18 protein-coding genes are annotated in these 18758 nt (G+C 36.4%); 15 read left to right on the top strand and 3 right to left on the bottom strand.

The genetic code is table 11. The features are described from left to right. Nucleotides 1-13 precede the first annotated feature (13 nt). From hflX to ABH966_RS16055, 11 genes are all read left to right on the top strand, one after another. Nucleotides 14-1300 (top strand): GTPase HflX, encoded by a 1287-nt coding sequence (hflX, locus tag ABH966_RS16105; protein WP_370080056.1) that lies wholly within the window; start codon nt 14-16, stop codon nt 1298-1300. 408 nt (nt 1301-1708) lie between these two features. Beyond that, a complete protein-coding gene (locus ABH966_RS16100) occupies nt 1709-3196 on the top strand; it encodes a peptide MFS transporter (protein WP_370080054.1) in 1488 nt (495 codons plus the stop codon). 432 nt (nt 3197-3628) lie between these two features. Then, nucleotides 3629-4774 (top strand): M20 peptidase aminoacylase family protein, encoded by a 1146-nt coding sequence (locus tag ABH966_RS16095; RefSeq protein WP_370080052.1) that lies wholly within the window; start codon nt 3629-3631, stop codon nt 4772-4774. After that, entirely contained in the window at nt 4774-5598 is an 825-nt protein-coding gene (locus tag ABH966_RS16090) for a GNAT family N-acetyltransferase (RefSeq protein WP_370080050.1), read from the top strand. The genes ABH966_RS16095 and ABH966_RS16090 overlap by 1 nt, the downstream gene beginning before the upstream one ends. 22 nt (nt 5599-5620) lie before the next feature. Beyond that, nucleotides 5621-6727 (top strand): o-succinylbenzoate synthase, encoded by a 1107-nt coding sequence (gene menC / locus ABH966_RS16085; protein ID WP_370080048.1) that lies wholly within the window; start codon nt 5621-5623, stop codon nt 6725-6727. A gap of 245 nt (nt 6728-6972) precedes the next feature. Further along, nucleotides 6973-8025, top strand: a complete 1053-nt coding sequence (locus ABH966_RS16080) for a YkvI family membrane protein (protein ID WP_370080046.1) — start codon at nt 6973-6975, stop codon at nt 8023-8025. Nucleotides 8026-8703: 678 nt separating this feature from the next. Next, nucleotides 8704-9654, top strand: a complete 951-nt coding sequence (locus tag ABH966_RS16075; protein ID WP_370080044.1) for an ABC transporter permease — start codon at nt 8704-8706, stop codon at nt 9652-9654. After that, nucleotides 9647-10600 (top strand): iron chelate uptake ABC transporter family permease subunit, encoded by a 954-nt coding sequence (locus tag ABH966_RS16070; RefSeq protein WP_370080042.1) that lies wholly within the window; start codon nt 9647-9649, stop codon nt 10598-10600. Before ABH966_RS16075 ends, ABH966_RS16070 begins: the two co-directional genes overlap by 8 nt. Next, nucleotides 10597-11358, top strand: coding sequence for an iron ABC transporter ATP-binding protein (locus ABH966_RS16065; protein WP_370080040.1), 762 nt, complete (start codon nt 10597-10599; stop codon nt 11356-11358). Before ABH966_RS16070 ends, ABH966_RS16065 begins: the two co-directional genes overlap by 4 nt. 51 nt (nt 11359-11409) lie before the next feature. Next, nucleotides 11410-12420: a siderophore ABC transporter substrate-binding protein gene (locus ABH966_RS16060; protein ID WP_370080038.1), complete on the top strand. Its 1011-nt coding sequence runs from the start codon at nt 11410-11412 to the stop codon at nt 12418-12420. Between the two features lies 1 nt (nt 12421). Beyond that, nucleotides 12422-12736 carry an antibiotic biosynthesis monooxygenase family protein gene (locus ABH966_RS16055; RefSeq protein ID WP_370080036.1) on the top strand — a complete coding sequence of 105 codons (315 nt, stop codon included), beginning with the start codon at nt 12422-12424 and terminating at the stop codon, nt 12734-12736. Here the strand turns inward: ABH966_RS16055 and ABH966_RS16050 are convergent. The 3 genes from ABH966_RS16050 to ABH966_RS16040 form a co-directional block, all read right to left on the bottom strand. Further along, nucleotides 12696-13019 (bottom strand): hypothetical protein, encoded by a 324-nt coding sequence (locus ABH966_RS16050; protein ID WP_370080034.1) that lies wholly within the window; start codon nt 13017-13019, stop codon nt 12696-12698. The two genes, ABH966_RS16055 and ABH966_RS16050, sit on opposite strands and share 41 nt — an antisense overlap. Continuing rightward, complete coding sequence (locus ABH966_RS16045; RefSeq protein WP_370080032.1) at nt 13016-13225, bottom strand: hypothetical protein; 210 nt, start codon at nt 13223-13225, stop codon at nt 13016-13018. The genes ABH966_RS16050 and ABH966_RS16045 overlap by 4 nt, the downstream gene beginning before the upstream one ends. 153 nt (nt 13226-13378) lie before the next feature. Then, nucleotides 13379-14029 carry a hypothetical protein gene (locus ABH966_RS16040; protein ID WP_370080030.1) on the bottom strand — a complete coding sequence of 217 codons (651 nt, stop codon included), beginning with the start codon at nt 14027-14029 and terminating at the stop codon, nt 13379-13381. A gap of 496 nt (nt 14030-14525) precedes the next feature. On the opposite strand from ABH966_RS16040, the gene ABH966_RS16035 reads away from it, so the two are divergent. The 4 genes from ABH966_RS16035 to ABH966_RS16020 are packed head-to-tail and all read left to right on the top strand — an operon-like array spanning nt 14526 to nt 18494. Next, a complete protein-coding gene (locus ABH966_RS16035; protein WP_370080028.1) occupies nt 14526-15428 on the top strand; it encodes a polyprenyl synthetase family protein in 903 nt (300 codons plus the stop codon). Nucleotides 15429-15440: 12 nt separating this feature from the next. Further along, entirely contained in the window at nt 15441-15599 is a 159-nt protein-coding gene (gene comX, locus ABH966_RS16030) for a competence pheromone ComX (protein ID WP_370080026.1), read from the top strand. Nucleotides 15600-15622: 23 nt separating this feature from the next. Then, nucleotides 15623-17896, top strand: a complete 2274-nt coding sequence (locus ABH966_RS16025) for an ATP-binding protein (protein ID WP_370080106.1) — start codon at nt 15623-15625, stop codon at nt 17894-17896. Then, nucleotides 17880-18494 carry a response regulator gene (locus ABH966_RS16020; RefSeq protein ID WP_370080104.1) on the top strand — a complete coding sequence of 205 codons (615 nt, stop codon included), beginning with the start codon at nt 17880-17882 and terminating at the stop codon, nt 18492-18494. The genes ABH966_RS16025 and ABH966_RS16020 overlap by 17 nt, the downstream gene beginning before the upstream one ends. Nucleotides 18495-18758: the final 264 nt, after the last annotated feature.

Raw genomic sequence — 18758 nt, 5'->3', positions numbered from 1 at the left:
GGGAGGTTTGTGGATGGATAGAATTAAAGAAGTAGATATATTGTTGGAAAAAGCTGTTTTAGTTGGCGTAAATCTACGGAATGATGAGCATTTTGATTATTCGATGGAGGAGCTAAAAAATTTAGCTGAAGCTTTGAATGTTGAAGTTGCCGGCATTGTCACACAAAATTTAGAGCGCATTACGCCATCTCATTATGTTGGTACTGGAAAAATTGAAGAAATAAAAAACTTTTATGATGAAGCACAAGCGAATTTAGTGATTTTTAATGATGAATTATCACCTTCACAAATCCGTAATTTAGAGCGTGATTTAGAGACGAAGGTTATTGATAGAACGATGTTGATTTTAGATATTTTTGGACGTCGTGCTAAAACAAGTGAAGCACAGATGCAAGTCGAGTTAGCACAATTGCAATATATGCTACCTCGTTTAGTCGGCTTGCATGCATCTCTCAGCCGTCAAGGTGGTGGCACAGGTGGTGGCTTTAAAAACCGTGGTGCTGGTGAGACAAAACTCGAGTTGGACCGTCGGAAAATTGAGGATCAGATTTCTAAAATAAAGAAGGAGCTTGAGCATGTAAAGGAGCAACGAGAGACGCAGCGTAAACAACGACGTAAAAATGCTATCCCTGTCGTTTCCATTGTCGGCTATACGAATGCTGGTAAGTCAACTATTATGAATCAGTTGCTTTCGAAAATAGGACAGGAAGATCATAAACAAGTGTTTGAGAAGGACATGCTTTTTGCCACACTTGAAACATCCGTCCGTCAAATAGAATTATCTGACAAAAAGACATTCCTATTAACAGATACAGTTGGTTTCGTTAGTAAATTACCGCATCATTTAGTGAAGGCATTCCGCTCAACGTTGGAAGAGGCTCGTGACGCCGACTTACTACTCCATGTTGTAGATGTTTCCAATTCTGAGCACGGCTTTATGATGGATGTAACAAATGAAACGCTTAAGGCAGTTGGCGTTGAAGGGATTCCGACAATTTATGTGTATAATAAAGCGGATATAGCAGACGTTCCTTATCCTGTTATTAGCGGTGATAATATTTGGATTTCTGCGAAGCAAGGGAATGGATTAGAAGAATTATTGCAAATGATACGTCAGCATATTTTCTCTGATTATGTAACATGTAATATGCTCATTCCGTATGAACAGGGGAATATTGTCTCTTATTTAAATGAATACGCCTCTGTCTTTGAAACAGCATATGAAGAAAATGGTACGCTGCTAACGCTAGAGTTAAAAGAAGCGGATTATGCAAAATTCCAACAATATGTCATTAAATAATGAATAACATCATTGTTTTAAAAGCATGCTAGAAGCACATTGTGTTTCTAGCGTGCTTTTTTGTAATCGAAAAAGAGAATTTATATCGCTATGAATGAAATTATAGATAATACAAGCTTTTTTGTTTAAAAAGTAAAAAGTCTGACTATAAAATATTTTAGAATAATTTTATAACGATTTATAATTTAGTGGGTATTAAAGAATCAGAAAACTTAGGAATATCAATAGGTTTGCTATAATTCAACGAAAATCATTCTGAATTTAAAGAAAAGGTCCAAAATTTCAACATTTTTTAAAACTCTTGAAAAAGTTTTGAAAACGCTTTAGTATGATGAAATAAAGTTTTTATCCATTGTAAATGGGTAATAATATTATCATTGAATAATGAAATCGGGAGAGGATATTTTTATGTCTACTAAAGATGAAATTGTAAAATCCGTCCCTCAAAATGGCTTTGTCGGACACCCAAAAGGGCTCTTTACATTATTTTTCACTGAATTTTGGGAACGATTCTCATACTATGGTATGCGAGCAATTCTGATTTTCTTTATGTATTATGAATTGCATGAAGGCGGCTTAGGCCTAGATCGTGGAACAGCGAACTCCATTATGGCTATCTACGGATCAATGGTTTACATGTCAGGGATTCTCGGTGGTTGGATTGCTGACCGAATACTAGGTACACGTAGAACCATTTTCTATGGTGGCGTATTCATTATGTTTGGGCATTTCCTGCTAGCGTTACCTGGTGGCGTAAGCATGTTATTTGTTTCAATGTTCTTTATTGTTATTGGGACAGGCTTATTAAAACCGAACATTTCAAGCATTGTCGGAGATATGTATTCTGAAACAGATAGTCGCCGTGATGCAGGTTTTTCAATTTTCTATATGGGTATTAATATGGGATCATTCCTTGCACCTTTAATTGTCGGAACAATTGGACAAAAGTATAATTTCCATCTAGGCTTTGGTCTAGCAGGGATCGGAATGTTTATTGGTTTAATTATTTATAAATTAACAGAGAAAAAATATTTAGGGATAGCAGGGTTGCAGGTAAACAACCCGTTACTACCTGAAGAACGTAAAAAAGTCTTTACTCGATTTGGGATTATAGCTTTACTTATTATTATTGCTGGGGCAATTGGTATTAAAACTGGCGTACTAACAATGAATGTTTTTAGTTTAATTATTACGACGCTAGGTATTGTAATTCCAACAGTGTTCTTTATTTATATGTATCGCAGTGAGAAAACAACGAAGGACGAGAAGTCTCGAGTGCTCGCTTATATTCCTTTGTTTATATCAGCTGTAATGTTTTGGGCAATCCAAGAACAAGGGGCAACTATTTTAGCAACGTTTGCAGATGGTCGTACACAATTAGATATTGGTGGTTTCCATATTCAATCTTCTTGGTTCCAATCGTTAAACCCTTTATTCGTTGTTACAATGGCTCCATTATTTGCCATGTTATGGTTGAAGTGGGGAGATAAGCAACCATCTACACCGCGTAAATTTGCTTATGCATTGTTCTTTGCAGGAATGTCATTCGTCGTGATGATGATTCCAGCGTATTTATCTGGTGGTACAGATTTAGTAAGCCCATTGTGGTTAGTATTATCATTCTTTTTAGTTGTAGTTGGGGAGTTATTATTATCGCCAGTAGGTTTATCAGCTACTACAAAATTGGCTCCAAAGGCTTTTGCTGCACAAACGATGTCACTTTGGTTCTTAACAAGCGCAGCAGCGCAAGCAATCAACGCACAACTTGTAAAAGTCTATGAAGTGGTAAGTGAATTCACATACTTCGGTTTCTTAGGCTCATTATCAATTGTTTTAGGGATAATAATATTAGTACTTTCGCCAATTATTTCAAAAGCTATGCGAGGTATTAATTAATCAAAAGATGCAAATGCAGTTATTCAAATAACTGTACTTGCATCTTTTTTTGTTGATATTTTGTCATCACATAAAGTGTGGTTGATTTCCGTTTCTGCTGGGCGGCACAAGCCGATTTCGGACGCAATTATGCCGAGGCATAATTGATCAAATATCATCCCCAATCTTCGATGATAAGCCTTAAATTTTACTTATGTAGGCATATTATTCTAGCCTGTAGCGAAAATCAGCATCTTCTAATTATTAGAAGTGTATAGAAGATGATTATTGAATGTACTTTATGACTCGATGTAATAAATTATCTACAGTCTGAATGTAATAAACTGTATTATGTAGTTAATTTTCTGAATGAGGGAATATGTTTTTGTGTGAAAAGGTTTCATTTTCGTTATAATAATCTTAATAGTATGATAATTTAAGGGGGTGGATGCTATGAAGGAAGCTTTAAGTCGTTTGAGGCCAAGATTAATGGAGATTTTCACGTATTTGCACGCGAATCCAGAAATAAGCTGGCATGAGGTAGAAACAACAAATTATATTGTTGATTTACTAACACGTGAAGGGTTTTCACCAATACGCTTTAAAAACAGTACAGGACTTTATGTTGATGTAGGAAGTGGTAGTCCTAAAGTCGGTTTGCGTACGGACATTGATGCGTTATGGCAGGAAGTAGATGGTGAATTTCGTGCGAATCACTCCTGTGGCCATGACGGACATATGACGATGGCAATCGGTGCTCTATTACTTTTGAAAGAGCTTGCTCCATCATTCAACGGTACAATTCGTGTGATTTTTCAACCAGCTGAAGAAAAGGGAACTGGTGCTTTATCAGTTTTAAAAGAAGGAATCATTGATGATTTAGACTTTTTATTTGGTGTCCATGTAAGGCCTGTCCATGAGCTTGAAGATGGTACATATTGTGCCGCATTGTATCATGGAGCCTCTCGATTACTTGAGGGGGAAATCATTGGAGAAGATGCTCATGCTGCAAGACCGCATCTCGGCGTGAACGCTATTGAAGTAGGAGCAACTATTATCGAAGATTTAAGAACGCTTCATACTGACCCAATGGTTCCTGTATCAATTAAGATGACCAAATTCCATGCTGGAGGAGAATCCGGCAATATTATTCCTGGAAGTGCATCGTTTACCATTGATATACGAGCTCAACAAAATGATGTGATGGATGCACTTGTGCAGGGAGTAAAAAGGGTTATTGATTCTTCCAAGGTCTTGCATAAAGTGCAGATTGAATTACGTACAGTAGCAAATGTAGTAGCTGCTGAGGTAGACCCAACTGCTCAATATATTATGGAGCAAGCAATCGTGCAAGCAACCGGGTTGTCGAATTTAAGAAAGCCGGTTCATACACCTGGAGGAGAAGATTTTCATCACTATGCAGTTCAACGCCCGCATTTAAAATCTACGATGTTAGGTTTAGGCTGTGGTGCAACACCAGGCCTACATCATCCAAAGATGAAATTTAAGCAGGCGAGGCTTGTAACGGGGGTTGAAATCCTTACAAGAGCGGTATTATTAGCATTGGAGTCGGGGAATACAAAGGAGGGATCAGCATAATGTTAGAGAGAGTACGTATTCAAAAAATAATGGCACCTACAGAGATTGCAGAAGTACAAATTTTGAATGAAAGTATCTGGGGGAGTCAGGCTATTCCCTCACATCAATTGTTAGCAGCTGTACAAAATGGTGGATTAATCCTTGGAGCGTATTTAGACGAAAAGCTGATTGGCTTTAACTACTGCTTTGTTGGCTGTCGACATGGGAAAATATATTTACACTCACACATGATTGGTGTGGAGAAAACATATCGTGAACAAGGTGTAGGTGAATTATTAAAGCATGCCCAACAGGAATATGCAAAAGAACATGGGTTTCAGCTTGTGATTTGGCTATTTGATCCGCTAGAAGCATGTATGGCTAATTTATCATTTTTGAAGCTCAATGCCTTTAGTTTTCAGTACGAAAATGATTATTATGGACCGCTCAAGGATGATTTTAACGATGGGCTACCTTCAGATCGAATTGTTGTTGAATGGTGGATTGAACGCGACCGAGTGGAGGACTCCTTAGATGAACTGGAAGAAGAAGCTGACGGAATTGTACCGTGGTCTTTAACGGTAGATGGCTTACCAGTGCTCGATATTGATGGTGAATTTCAGCAAGAGCAATCATATAATAAGGACGCCTATTTATTGCCCATTCCTCAATTTTCACAAAAGATGAAAGTGGAGAGTCCAGGGCTTGCAGAGGACTGGCGTTATAAAGTACGTACTATTTTAACGACATTGTTTGAACAAAATTATGCAATTGTTCGAGTAAAAAAGAATAAGGACTATGTTCATAGCTATCTATTAGTCAGACGCTCCTTATTAGCTTTATAATAAGGATAAGGAGTGAAATCTTGTGAAATTAGAACAGATTACAGTGAGACATATAAAAATGCCTATGAAAGCACCGTTTACAACGAGTTTTGGCACAATTGATGAAAAAGAGTTCTTACTTATAGAAGCGATAGATCAATCAGGAACTGTAGGATGGGGAGAAGCTGTTGCCTTTGTAGCGCCGTGGTATACAGAAGAGACGTTAAAAACAACATTGCATATGCTTGAAGACTTCTTAATCCCCATCTTGTTACATAAAGAGATAGGGCATCCAGATGAAGTCAGTGCTTTGTTCTCCCCTATTCGTCGTAATTGCATGGCGAAATCCTTTATTGAAGGGGCTATTTGGGATATTTATGCTCAACAAACGAAGCAATCACTTGCTCAAGCGCTAGGCGGAGTTAAGGAACAAATAGAGGTAGGTGTTAGCGTAGGTATTCAATCTTCCACAGATGCATTAATTGAATTATTAAAAGGCCATGTAAATAAAGGCTATAAACGAGTAAAAGTGAAAATTAAGCCCGGTCACGATGTAGAAGTTATTCGTGCTATTCGAGCTGAAATGCCAGATCTGCCTTTGATGGTAGATGCTAATTCTGCGTATACATTGAACGATATGGATGTATTGCAGCAACTGGATGCATTTAATCTATTAATGATTGAGCAGCCGTTAGCTGTTGATGATATTGTCGATCATGCTAAGCTACAGCGAAAGTTAAAAACGCCTATTTGCTTAGATGAAAGCATCACCTCCTACGAAGATGCTCGAAAAGCTATAGAGCTTGGTAGTTGTGGTGTTATTAATATAAAAATAGGACGTGTAGGCGGTTTAACAGAAGCAAGAAGAATTCATGATTTATGTAAGGAAAATAATATTCCTGTTTGGTGTGGCGGTATGTTAGAGGCAGGAATCGGACGAGCACATAATATTGCATTAACATCGCTTTCTAATTTTGTGTTGCCTGGGGATACTGCAGGCTCTAGTCATTATTGGTATGAGGATATCATTACACCTGAAGTAATTGTAGAGGATGGTTATATTCGTGTGCCGCAAACGACCGGAATTGGATATACACCTAATATGAAAGTAATCGATAAGTTAACAATCAGTAAGAAGGTCTATCAATAATAGGTTCATCACCAAATGTTGTGGATGGCTTTTGATAAAACGTCTACTATATAAATAAGTTGATTGGAGTGGAGGCTGGACGCCCCTAAGAAGCTTTGCTCTGTGCGAAAGCGTAGCGACAGCAACAATTGTTTTATCTGTGCGAAAGCGTAGCGACAGCAACAACAAAGCGCCCAGTCGGAATGGAAATCAACCATACGTTTTGGTGATGATCCCAATAATAGGATAAACAGGGAGAGAACTGATTGAAAAAAAGTTTGCAAATCGGTGGTGCCTATGTAGGAATTATCGTCGGTGCGGGATTTGCATCAGGACAGGAAATCGTACTATATTTTACGAGCTATGGCTTTCAAGGAATTTATGGTGCACTTATTGCTACAGTTGGATTTGCCTTTGTAGGGATGTGCATTGCTCAAATTAGCTCAAGATTACGTACGACATCGCACAAAGATTTAATTTATCAAATTTCAGGTAATGCTGTAGGTTTGGTGATGGATTATTTACTATCGCTCTTCTTATTCGGTGTAGCAGTAATCATGTTTGCAGGAGCAGGTGCTACGTTACATCAAATGTTTGGACTACCAGTTTGGCTGGGGAGCATTTGTATGATTGTACTTACTATAGCGACAGTTATGATGGATGTGAAGAGCATCATAAACGTTATTGCAATTGCTACACCCTATCTGCTAGCAATTGTCTCGATAATAGCAATCTATTCATTAGCTACGATGGATTTAACCTTTGTCGAACAAGCTGTTATTGCACAACGAGCACAGGTAAGTTCTACAAGCTGGTGGGTTACTGCTGTACTGTATTTGTCTTTTAATATCGGTGTATGTTTTTCGCTTTTAACTGTTATGTGTGGGTCTATTCGCAATGAAAAAGTGGCAGGGCTGGGAGGTATTATTGGTGGGATTTTGCTTGGAGCTTTAATTCTACTTATTAACCTGTCTCTTCTTGCAAAAATGAATGTAATCGTTGGCATTGATATACCAATGCTAGCTTTGGCAAATGAAATTCATCCTCTGATTGGTCTATTGATGTCCTTTTCATTATTAGGGATGATTTATAATACAGCAGTGGGGATGTTCTATTCATTTATGGTGAGATTTTTAAAACCTAATAAGGCTAGTTTTAAGGTAACTGCCGTTTTTATCGGTGGTTTGGCCTTTTTAGCAAGTCTTGCCGGTTTTACAACGCTTGTAGCTAAGCTATATGCTGTCATGGGATATGTCGGTTTTATATTAATCATTTTAATTATTTTTGCATGGTTAAAAGGCGTTCGACGAATAGCTTAACTTCTTCAGCTGAAGTATCTCATTTCTATAGGTGATAAGATGAATGTGGTTTTAAGTCACTTTTCCGTGGGTGTCCATACATCCGCTAAAATAGAGAAGCTCAGTCAAAACACGTTGCTGACACTGCGTTAGCACTACGCTTTCGCGCAAAAAACTTCTGTTGGCCCAAAGCCTCCGGCGGATGTCACAGAATCGGAAAGTAGTTAATAAAGGATGTTAGCCTAAAAATCATCGCATCCATGCGATAACGGCTAACTGACCTGCATCGGTAAAAACGCCACGTCCTGTGGCATTACCGAAATGACCGACATCGTGTCGGCCCTCACGCAGGCCTAAGCACAAAGCCGATTCCGGACGCATTGTTTATCTGTAGTGAAAGCGAAGCGGCAGCGGCAGGCATAATTAATTTGATAAGGTAATTGAGAAGAAAACAGTATTTTATTCTCAATTACCTTTTTATTTGTGTAAAAAATGTAGAAATTTTAATCTTCAGAAATAACACTAAATGTAAATATTCCGTTGAGAATACTCATTTTTTAAGGATTCTCAAATAAAACGAGAATAATTCTCAATTGAAGGTTGACTGAGAATAGAAACACGCTTATAATGAGAATCGTGAGTAATGATAATCATTTTCAATGAGTGTTACGAGCAAAAATGAATCTACCGGGGATTACAATGAAAAAAAGATATCTTTTAACAGCAACTGTTGTGCTGTCTATAGTTTCACTATTTATCGGAGTAGTTGATATAAAACCGAGTGATCTATTAGACTTCGAATCAGAAGAAACTAGACTATTTTTTATTAGTCGTATACCGAGACTTGTAGCAATTTTGTTAGCAGGTGCAGGTATGAGTATTGCTGGTTTAATTATGCAAAGCTTAAGTAGGAATAAGTTCGTGTCACCAACGACAGCAGGTACGTTAGATGCTACAAAGTTGGGGATATTAATTTCGATGATGTTTTTCACAAATGTCTCGTACTTTCAAAAAATTTCCTTCGCTTTCATATTTGCTTTAGCCGGCACATTATTGTTTATGCAAATATTAAATCGAATAAAGTTTAAAGATGCGATCTTTATACCGCTTATTGGCTTAATGTTTGGGAATATCCTTTCGTCAATTACAACGTTCTTTGCGTATAAGGCGGATATTATCCAAAACATTTCTGCATGGTTACAGGGAGATTTCTCATTAATGATGAAAGGTCGTTATGAGCTTTTATACATAAGTGTACCCGTGCTGATTTTAGCTTACATTTATGCGAACCGTTTCACAGTGGCAGGAATGGGTGAGGATTTTGCAAAAAACCTTGGTCTTTCCTATAAATTCGTTGTGAATTTAGGTTTAGTGTTAGTAGCACTTATTTCGACGACGGTGGTGCTAACAGTTGGTGTGATACCGTTCCTTGGTTTAATCATTCCAAATATAGTTTCGCTGTTCAAAGGGGATAACCTTGCTAAGACATTGCCTCATACAGCATTACTAGGTATGTCGTTCTTATTATTCTGCGACATTATAGGGCGTGTGCTGATTTTCCCTTATGAAATTCCGATTAGTATGACAGTCGGGGTCATCGGAAGTGCGATCTTCCTAATTATGTTATTTAGGGGGAAAGCATATGCGTAACCGTACAAAAATGTTGATTTTACTAGGTTTGGCTGTAGCATCTATTTTACTGTATGTATTTTATGGACTTAATGGTAACTATCATTACGCGTTTCCTCGTCGCATTATTAAAGTGGTAGCGATGTCGTTAACAGGGATTGCGATTGCTTATTCAACAGTAGTCTTTCAAACGATTACACATAACCGTATTTTAACGCCGAGTGTAATGGGACTTGATGCATTATATATGATGGTTCAAACGTTCATCTATTTCTTCTTTGGCTCTATGTCGATATTCGTAATTAATGCAAAATACAATTTCTTACTAGCTGTTTTAGCTATGGTTGTCTTTGCGGTGATTTTTTATCGCGTATTGTTCAAGGAAGGAAAACGTCCGATTTATTTCTTGCTGCTTGTCGGTATGATTGTCGGAACGTTTTTGGGAAGCGTAACTACATTCTTCCAAGTTTTAATAGACCCGAATGAGTTTTTAAGCTTACAAAGTAAAATGTTTGCAAGCTTCAACAATGTCAATTCGGATTTAGTATGGCTTGCAGGTGTTGTCATAATCATTACCTTTATTTATGGCTGGCGTCACATGAACCAATTAGATGTAATGTCTCTTGGACGTGATACAGCAATTAATTTAGGGGTACCGTATGACAAGCTTGTACAGCGTATGCTCATTTTATCTTCAATATTAATTGCTGTTTCTACAGCTCTTGTTGGGCCAATTACATTCTTTGGCTTAATCGTGGCAAATTTATCGTATCAATTTTTCAAGACGTACAAGCACTCTGTGATAATCGCAGGTTCTTGTGTGATGAGTATTGTAGCTTTGGTCGGTGGACAGTGGATGGTCGAACGTATTTTTAATTTCGATACAACACTAAGCGTTATTATAAACTTCGTAGGTGGCGTGTACTTCATCTACTTATTATTGAAGGAAAGTAGGTCAGCAGGATGATCCAAGTAAAAGAAATCTCTAAGTTTTTTGGGAAAAAACCGGTCATTCAAGATGTCAGTGTCGACGTTGCACCAGGGAAAATTACGTCTTTTATTGGACCGAATGGCGCAGGTAAATCAACATTGCTTTCAATGGTAAGCCGTTTACTTAATGCAGACACTGGGGAAGTATTACTCGATAAATCAGATGTACGTCGTTGGAAATCGGACGATTTTGCGAAGCGAGTATCCATTTTAAAACAGTCAAACTATATGAATGTTCGCCTAACAATTCGTGAGCTTGTTTCATTTGGGCGTTTTCCTTATTCGAAAGGGAATTTGAAGCCTGAGGATGAGCTAAAGATTGATGAAGCAATTCAATATATGAATTTAGAGGATCTTCAGCACAATTATTTGGATGAATTATCTGGTGGTCAACGTCAACGTGCATTTATTGCAATGGTTATTGCGCAGGATACAGACTATATTTTGCTTGATGAGCCGCTTAACAACTTAGACATGAAGCACTCTGTGCAAATCATGAAAATTTTGCGAAAGCTCGTTGATGAGCTGGGGAAAACGGTTGTCATCGTATTACATGATATTAACTTTGCTTCCGTATACTCTGATCATATTGTCGCATTAAAAAATGGACGTGTTGTCAAAGACGGTCCAACAAATGACATCATCAACTCTGATGCGCTTAAGGAAATCTATGATATGGATATCCCTGTTCAAGAACAGGACGGCTGTCGCATTTGTGTATATTTTAACTCTTAAAAAAATAATAGATGGAAATGTCCATCTGAAAAATAAAGGAGCAATTTTACAATGAAAAATTGGAAATTACTTACTGTATTAATGGCGATGATGCTATTAGTATTAGCTGCTTGCGGTTCTAAAGATGAAGCAAAAAAAGAAGATAAAGTTTCTTCAACCGATAACAAGTCTGCAGTGGATCAAAAGGAAGAAGCTACAGCTTACCCACTAACAATCCCAGCTATCAAGGATGGTAAAGAAACTTTTAAAGAAGTAACGCTTAAAGAGCAACCAAAGAATGTTGTTGTATTTGACTATGGTTTCCTTGATACTTTAGATGCTTTAGGTGTTGAAGTTGCAGGGCTTCCACAAAAATCAGTTCCAAAATACTTAAGCAAATATACTGATAAAAATTACGTAAATGTTGGTTCTTTAAAAGAGCCTGATTTTGAAGCAATCTCTTCTATGAATCCAGACATTATTTTCATCTCTGGTCGTCAAGCATCTGCTTACGATGAATTATCTAAAATTGCGCCAACTGTATTTGTAGGTGTAGATGATCAAAATTTCGTGGAATCATTCAAAGAAAAAACTGAATTAGCTGGTAAGATTTTTGGTAAAGAAAAAGAAGCTGCTGATGCATTTGCTGCATACGAAGCAAAAGTAGAAGAAGTTAAAGCTAAAACAGCTTCAGCTAAAGAAAAAGCTTTAATCGTTTTAGCAAATGAAGGTTCATTATCTGCATATGGTCCTGGTTCACGTTTCGGTGTGATTCATGATGTATATGGTGTGAAAGCTGCTGATGAAAAAGTTAAAGTCGATACACATGGCGACAATGTAAGCTTCGAATATGTACGTGACACAAACCCAGATATTTTATTCGTAGTTGACCGTGATGCTGCTGTAAATCCAGAAGGTGAGTCTGGTACAAAAGCTGCAATTGAAAACGAAATTGTTGGTGCTACTAATGCTGCGAAAAACGGTAAAATCGTTTATTTAGATCCACAAGTTTGGTATTTATCTGGTGGCGGTTTAACTTCTGAAACTCAAAAAGTTGAAGATGTTCTAAAGGTGTTTAACTAATATGTTTGTACAAATTAAACGTATTGTCGTTACGGAAGGGAATTCGGATAAAGTCGTTGAGCGTTTTGGTGCAAAAAAAGATGGTCCATCATTGCTTGAACAACAGCCGGGCTTTGTTGATAAGCAAGTGCTTGTAAAAAAAGTACGACGTGGTGATGAAGAAGTGCTAATTGTGGTTCGTTGGGAATCAGAAGAAGCATGGAAAAACTGGGAGAAGAGTCCCGAACATATTGCTGGTCATAAAGCAAATGCTGGTAAACCGAAGCCTGATCATATCATCGAAAGCGGCCAAGAAGTTTATTATGTAAAAGGTTAATAATCAGAGGTGTCTCAAAGTTCATTTGAGGCACCTTTTTTCTTATGAATAGAACTAGAACCATTGCATTGCCTGATAGAAATAAATGATAGATAGTCAAAGTGGAGGATAGAGGTGCGAAGGTGACGGATAGAAGTCCGAGGGATAGATAGAAGTCAAAGCGACGGATAGAAAGGCTGGAGCGATGGAAAGAAAGATCAGAGCGACGGAAAGAACCGCTAGAGTGTCGGATAGAAGTCAGGGCGACGGAAGGAATGGGTAGAACGACGGATAGAACAGTCAAAGTGACGGAAAGAAGCGCCAAAGCGACGGATAGAAGTCAGGGCGATGGAAGGAATGGCTAGAGCGACGGAAAGAAAGGCGAAAGTGACGGAAAGAACCGCCAAAGCGACGGAAAGAAAGATCAAAGCGACGGATAGAAGTCAGGGCGATGGAAGGAATGGCTAGAACGACGGAAAGAACCGCCAAAGCGACGGAAAGAAAGGTCAAAGTGATGGAAAGAAGCGCCAGAGTGTCGGATAGAAGTTAGAGCGACGGAAAAACCATCAATGCGACCTATTAAAATGGCATAAAGAACGATTTTAAGGAAGGGAGGCGAGGCACATAACTATACCTGTGCCATACCCCATATCCAGTCTAATATTAATGCTTAATGGACGTTCTATTCCATACATTAAATGCTGTAGAAATATTAAAAGAAATACCATTGTCACTAATGGAAATACCGGTAAAATTGGCGGCTGATTTTTTGGGTGCCCAATTTGCTTCTTTTACAGCAGTAAATTTCCCTGAAGAGGACATTGCCATTTCTACTTCAGGATTATGAAGATATACAGGTAGGCCGACTGTTTCTCCAATTTTAATAGCATTTCCAATTGACGAAGCGCTAGAGCAATTGCCTCTTGCATTTATGATATTAAAGCTTGGTGACATATATAGTACAGGCGTATGTATGTTTAATTCGGAAGTAAATGGACTTATTAAAGGCAACATAGGCAGGCTTTCTTCAGATACTCTTATAATTCCGTATTGTTCAATAAAACTGTCCAACCTTTGCTGAAAAGTATCTTCAAATCCAGGAATATTGCAAATAAAATTTGAAAATGTAGATTTGCTTTTATACTCTGCTAATGTTTCTTTAAAAACCTGTTGCTCGGCATCAATAATAATTTGTTCAATATATTGTTGTTCTTTCGAAGGTTTTTTAATAGTGATTTCTTCTTCAGAGACAAAAATTGTACAGGAAAAATTAGCTGTAAGTATTAAAACGTTTTCAGTTACTTCATTTTTCATTTCAATCACTCCCAGTGTTTCGAGAATTCCCTTGTTAATAGCTTAAACGAAAATGGCACATCACGATAAACGTAGGGGATTTCCGTTCTGAATAGGCGTTCAATGTGACTCTAATACCGAGAAGCCGCCCAGTCTTCTCTCCAATCAACTTATATACATAGCATACGATCTCATTTCTAATGAACCTTATAACTCAAAGATTAGTAGACGAACAGAATACAAATTTATCTTAGCTTAATGTAAGCGTATCATCAGTGAGGACGCCATTTCAATGGTGAGTTTACGCCAAAAAATGGCGGTCAATAATAAAACACCGCCACTTATTTTACTATTTCTAAATAAAGAAATGGCGTGCTTTCCGCAAATACCGCCACTTTTTGGCGGTATATTGTGCTAATGATTTATGTAAAATATTCCCTTGTAATTTCGGTGTCTAGTATTATTTCCCATTAATCTGTATAATATTTAATAATATGTTTAAGGGAGGAGAGGACTATTGCACGAGCTTGACGAACAAATTAATGAAGCATTGGACATTCTAATTGAAAACGAGACATTGATAGGTCATGAACTACGGTCGATGCTAAAAAATTTTAAAGAAGAGAAAAAGGCAGTTGGTTATTCATTTGGTAAGCTTTGTTATTGGCATTATGAAGCATTTACAGATTGTTTGAACGAGGACATTTATAAAGCTGCCGCAGCTATCGAACTTTTAATTTTATCGTTTGATATTATCGACGACTTGCAGGACAAGGATTCAGACTACAGTTGGACTAAAACACCCGAACTATCATTAAATACTGCTTTAGCTATGCTAGTTATGGCTTCTAGAACTATACGTGAGACTTCCTTTGAACACAAAAGTACTGCTATTCAAATACTAGAGGGTTATGCATTACGAAGTATAAACGGTCAGCAACTAGATTTACTCAATACTTGTAGGGATGAGCAATCATATATACAAATGATTGAACAAAAGTCGGGTTCTTTAACAGCAATGGGTTGCTTAATTGGCGAAGTGCTTGCAAAAGGAGAGACATCTTCTGAAGTTGAGGAATATGGGAAATACATAGGTATTATCCAACAAATAAAAAACGATATTCAAGGTTTAAAAACTTGGGGACCTAAAAATGATTTGCTAAATAAAAGATACTCATTGCCTATTATTTATCTACTATCGCAAAAAAATGATATTTCAAAATCTATTATAAACTATTATAATGACGATATAGGTGCATTTTTGGATAATAATGCTACGAAAAATGAGTTGACAAATGGTGGTGCGATACGCTATGCAATTACTATTAAGAATGTTTACAAGTTTAAAGCATTCAATACTCTTGAAAATGTAGCTATAAATGAAGTATGTAAAGATTACCTAAAAAAACTAATGAATTGAGGAGAGATTAATATGATTAATGTAATTCAACATCTAGAAAAAAACCCAGACTTAGTTGCACTCTTAAAAGAACAAAAAGCTTCATTAATTGGAGTTTCAGCTATGGAGCAAAGAGCGATACTTGATTCGTTTGATGAAGATGTACGCTTAGAAAGTGGATTTTGGAACTAAAAATAATTAAACGTATATGGTTTATGCTTGCTGTAAGTATTTACATATTGCTAGGATCTTACCTATTGTATATTACTTACAGCAAGCATTATTTGGGTATAGATTTAAAAGAAGAGAATGGGGAATGGGTAGTAACTAGTTCGTACAATAAACAATTAGAGGATGGAATTCGAATTTCTGAAGGAGATGTTATTTTAAGTGTAAATAACATTCATACAAAGGATGTCCCTAATGTAAAACATGATCATTTATTACGTACGGCAAGCTTGATAACAATTATGAAGCCTAACGGACAAATAATTGATGTGAGCATTAGTCGATTTGATTTACTAAAGCAATATTTTCATTACATATTGGTAATACCTTCTTGTTACTTTTTTTTAACATTAATTATTGTGTTTTACTTATATTTCAAACAAAAGAATACATCTCTTTTATGTTTACTTATTTTATTTATGCTCACTGTTTCCATGGCTTATGTAAGCATTGGTGCATCAGGAAGCCTAAATAGCATAGGTGTAATCGTTAACCGTTGTAGCATGTTACTATGCTTAGTGTTATTACTCCACTTCTTAAGGAATTATTACACATTTTTAAAAACAAATTGGTTGCTTTCTAATAATATAAAATTATTTTATATACTCCCTGTGATAGGGATGATATTGGGCGGTATTGGCGTTATTTACCCTGCTATTAATAATTTACTTTCGAATATTGTACTAGCTATGTTCTTCGTTTTCCTTATTATCATACTTAGTATTTTATTGCTAAGCTATTTCAAATATAAATCGCCTCAGTTAAAAATTTTATTAATTAGTATAATGATTCCGTTTCTGCCTTTCCTTTTTCTATATGCGCTCCCATACATTTTCTTCCATCGATATATACTTTCTGCTGAAATTAGTGCTCTATTTTTATTGTTAATTCCGTTTAGTTTCATTTTTACACAGTTAGCAGAACGATTATTTGATATTGAATACCATATTACAAGACTTCGTTATTATGTAATCTTTTCATTGATATTTACTTTATGGTTTATAGTTGGATTGTATTGGATTGCAGGAAAATATTTAACAATGAGCGTAATATCGGGTGTTTCATTCTTTACTTTTCTATCGTTAGTTGTTCTTTTTTACATAAAAGAGAAAGTCGATTATCGGAAACGAAAAATCTTATTTTCGACTAAAGGGGATTATATACATCAGTTATATACAGCGGTGGATAAAATAGGTAAAACTATCAAAATAGATGAGCTTCTAGAGAAATTTGCTCAAGAGGTTTCTCTGCATCTTGAGCTCGAACACGTATTTGTCTTAACTTATGACTATGACACAAAGCAATTTACATCAACGGTTGAGGGAAATATTTCGATTAATCCAATGTTAATGGAAGATTTGAAATTGGGGGAAATTAAAAAAATTGACCAAGTGTATCTAGCCTTCCTCCATCAAGATGCTCATTATAAAAGAACATTAGTATTGGGACATAATAATTCAATTCATTTAAAAGATGAAGAGCTTCTATGGCTTGAATTGCTCTTATTGTATGTAAATAATTTTATTGAAAATACAAAGATGGTAGAAGAGCTGTTAGAGGAACTAAAGCATATGAGGCAAGCAGATGATAGTCAATTACCTTGGTTAAGCAAATTATTATGGTTAAGGTTTGAAGAGGAAAAATATCAATTAGCTCAAGAGTTACATGATACAAATTTGCAAGAGCAACTCCATATTGCCCGGGAGGTTGATGTCCTAGTCAATATGAAAGGTGCACCAGATATCCAGCCGAAACTTGCGAAAATACATCAGCAGATGGTTACATCTTTACATGATTTAAGAGCTTATTGTGAAAATTTGAAGCCCCCATTATTAGATACTCTAGGGTTAAACGCTGCATTAGAAAAGCTAATTCGCAAAGTAATAGAAAGATCTAGTTTTGTGTTAATTTATACGATAGATCGTCTTTATTTAGAGGATGAGCGTATGAATTTAATGATTTATCGATTATTTCAAGAATTACTCAACAATGCTTTAAAACATTCTTATGCAACAACAGTTGAAATTCATTTGCAGGAAATGGGCGATGGTTTCGAAATCATCTATAAGGATGATGGTGTAGGCTGTAATATTGATGATATTATTCTCGCAGATTCGATGGGAATTCAAGGTATGCAGGAGCGTGTAAAGGCATTTAAAGGGCAGTTTTGCATCGATACGCAGGTTGGTGAAGGAATGTCTATTAGAATTACAGTAAAAGAAGGAAGTGATACACTTGATTACGATGCTCATAGTGGATGATCACCCTATTGTTTTAGAGGGAACAAAAAATTTATTTCAAGAAAATGAAGATATTATAGTTGATACAGAAAGTGATGCAACTCATGTCATACAGAGAATTAAAAACAGACCATATGATATCTACTTAATTGATATAAATATGCCGTTAGAAAATGGCATTAATTTAGGACGAAACATTAAAGCTATCCAGTCAAATGCTTCAATTATTCTTTATACTGGTGATGATATAACTGATTATTATCCTCTTATTTTAGAACGGAAAATAGAAGGTATTTTAGCTAAAACAGCATCTAAGGAGCAAATCTTACGAACTGTTCGAGCCATTGCAAATGGTGAAATTGTTTTACCTCAAAATTTCTTGGATTTTCTCGATAATAAATTTAAATTGCAGGATGCAAAACTCGATATTCACTTGAATGAAAAAGAAAAGAAAATTTTAAGACTGATTGCGGAAGGACATACGAATAAAGCAATTGCTATAGAGTTAAATATTCCTCAAAGAACAACCGAAAGATATTTAACTCAGCTGTTTTCTTTGTTGAATGTAGATTCGCGGACAGAGGCAGTAAATCTTGCAGAAAGAATGAATTTACTATAGATAGTCTGTATGCTATACTAACTTTCGTTGGTATATTCTTCAATAAAAAGGGAGAGTTTGGATGGTTTTATAATACCATATTTTTACTTGGTTAATTATACCTAAACCTTAATTCTAAACACCTATAATTTTTCATAACACCGCCAAGTTATGGCGGTGTTTTTTCTATGTCCGCCAAATCACGCCGGAAATTGGGCTAAAGACCGCCAAAAAATTGGCGTAAACCCAACGTTGAAATGTCGGTGTAAGTACTGGTACGCTTAA

Source organism: Lysinibacillus sp. RC46 (assembly GCF_041262385.1).
In the GTDB taxonomy this organism is placed as follows: Bacteria; Bacillota; Bacilli; order Bacillales_A; family Planococcaceae; genus Lysinibacillus.
This window is presented reverse-complemented; position numbering and strand designations above follow the sequence as displayed.

Excerpts from the sequence above, each read along its gene's own strand:
- hflX (WP_370080056.1), top strand. The coding sequence starts at position 14 with ATGGATAGAATTAAAGAAGTAGATATATTGTTGGAAAAAGCTGTTTTA.
- ABH966_RS16100 (WP_370080054.1), top strand. The coding sequence starts at position 1,709 with ATGTCTACTAAAGATGAAATTGTAAAATCCGTCCCTCAAAATGGCTTT.
- ABH966_RS16095 (WP_370080052.1), top strand. The coding sequence starts at position 3,629 with ATGAAGGAAGCTTTAAGTCGTTTGAGGCCAAGATTAATGGAGATTTTC.
- ABH966_RS16090 (WP_370080050.1), top strand. The coding sequence starts at position 4,774 with ATGTTAGAGAGAGTACGTATTCAAAAAATAATGGCACCTACAGAGATT.
- ABH966_RS16075 (WP_370080044.1), top strand. The coding sequence starts at position 8,704 with ATGAAAAAAAGATATCTTTTAACAGCAACTGTTGTGCTGTCTATAGTT.
- ABH966_RS16070 (WP_370080042.1), top strand. The coding sequence starts at position 9,647 with ATGCGTAACCGTACAAAAATGTTGATTTTACTAGGTTTGGCTGTAGCA.
- ABH966_RS16065 (WP_370080040.1), top strand. The coding sequence starts at position 10,597 with ATGATCCAAGTAAAAGAAATCTCTAAGTTTTTTGGGAAAAAACCGGTC.
- ABH966_RS16060 (WP_370080038.1), top strand. The coding sequence starts at position 11,410 with ATGAAAAATTGGAAATTACTTACTGTATTAATGGCGATGATGCTATTA.
- ABH966_RS16055 (WP_370080036.1), top strand. The coding sequence starts at position 12,422 with ATGTTTGTACAAATTAAACGTATTGTCGTTACGGAAGGGAATTCGGAT.
- ABH966_RS16040 (WP_370080030.1), bottom strand. The coding sequence starts at position 14,029 with ATGAAAAATGAAGTAACTGAAAACGTTTTAATACTTACAGCTAATTTT.
- comX (WP_370080026.1), top strand. The coding sequence starts at position 15,441 with ATGATTAATGTAATTCAACATCTAGAAAAAAACCCAGACTTAGTTGCA.
- ABH966_RS16025 (WP_370080106.1), top strand. The coding sequence starts at position 15,623 with ATGCTTGCTGTAAGTATTTACATATTGCTAGGATCTTACCTATTGTAT.
- ABH966_RS16020 (WP_370080104.1), top strand. The coding sequence starts at position 17,880 with ATGCTCATAGTGGATGATCACCCTATTGTTTTAGAGGGAACAAAAAAT.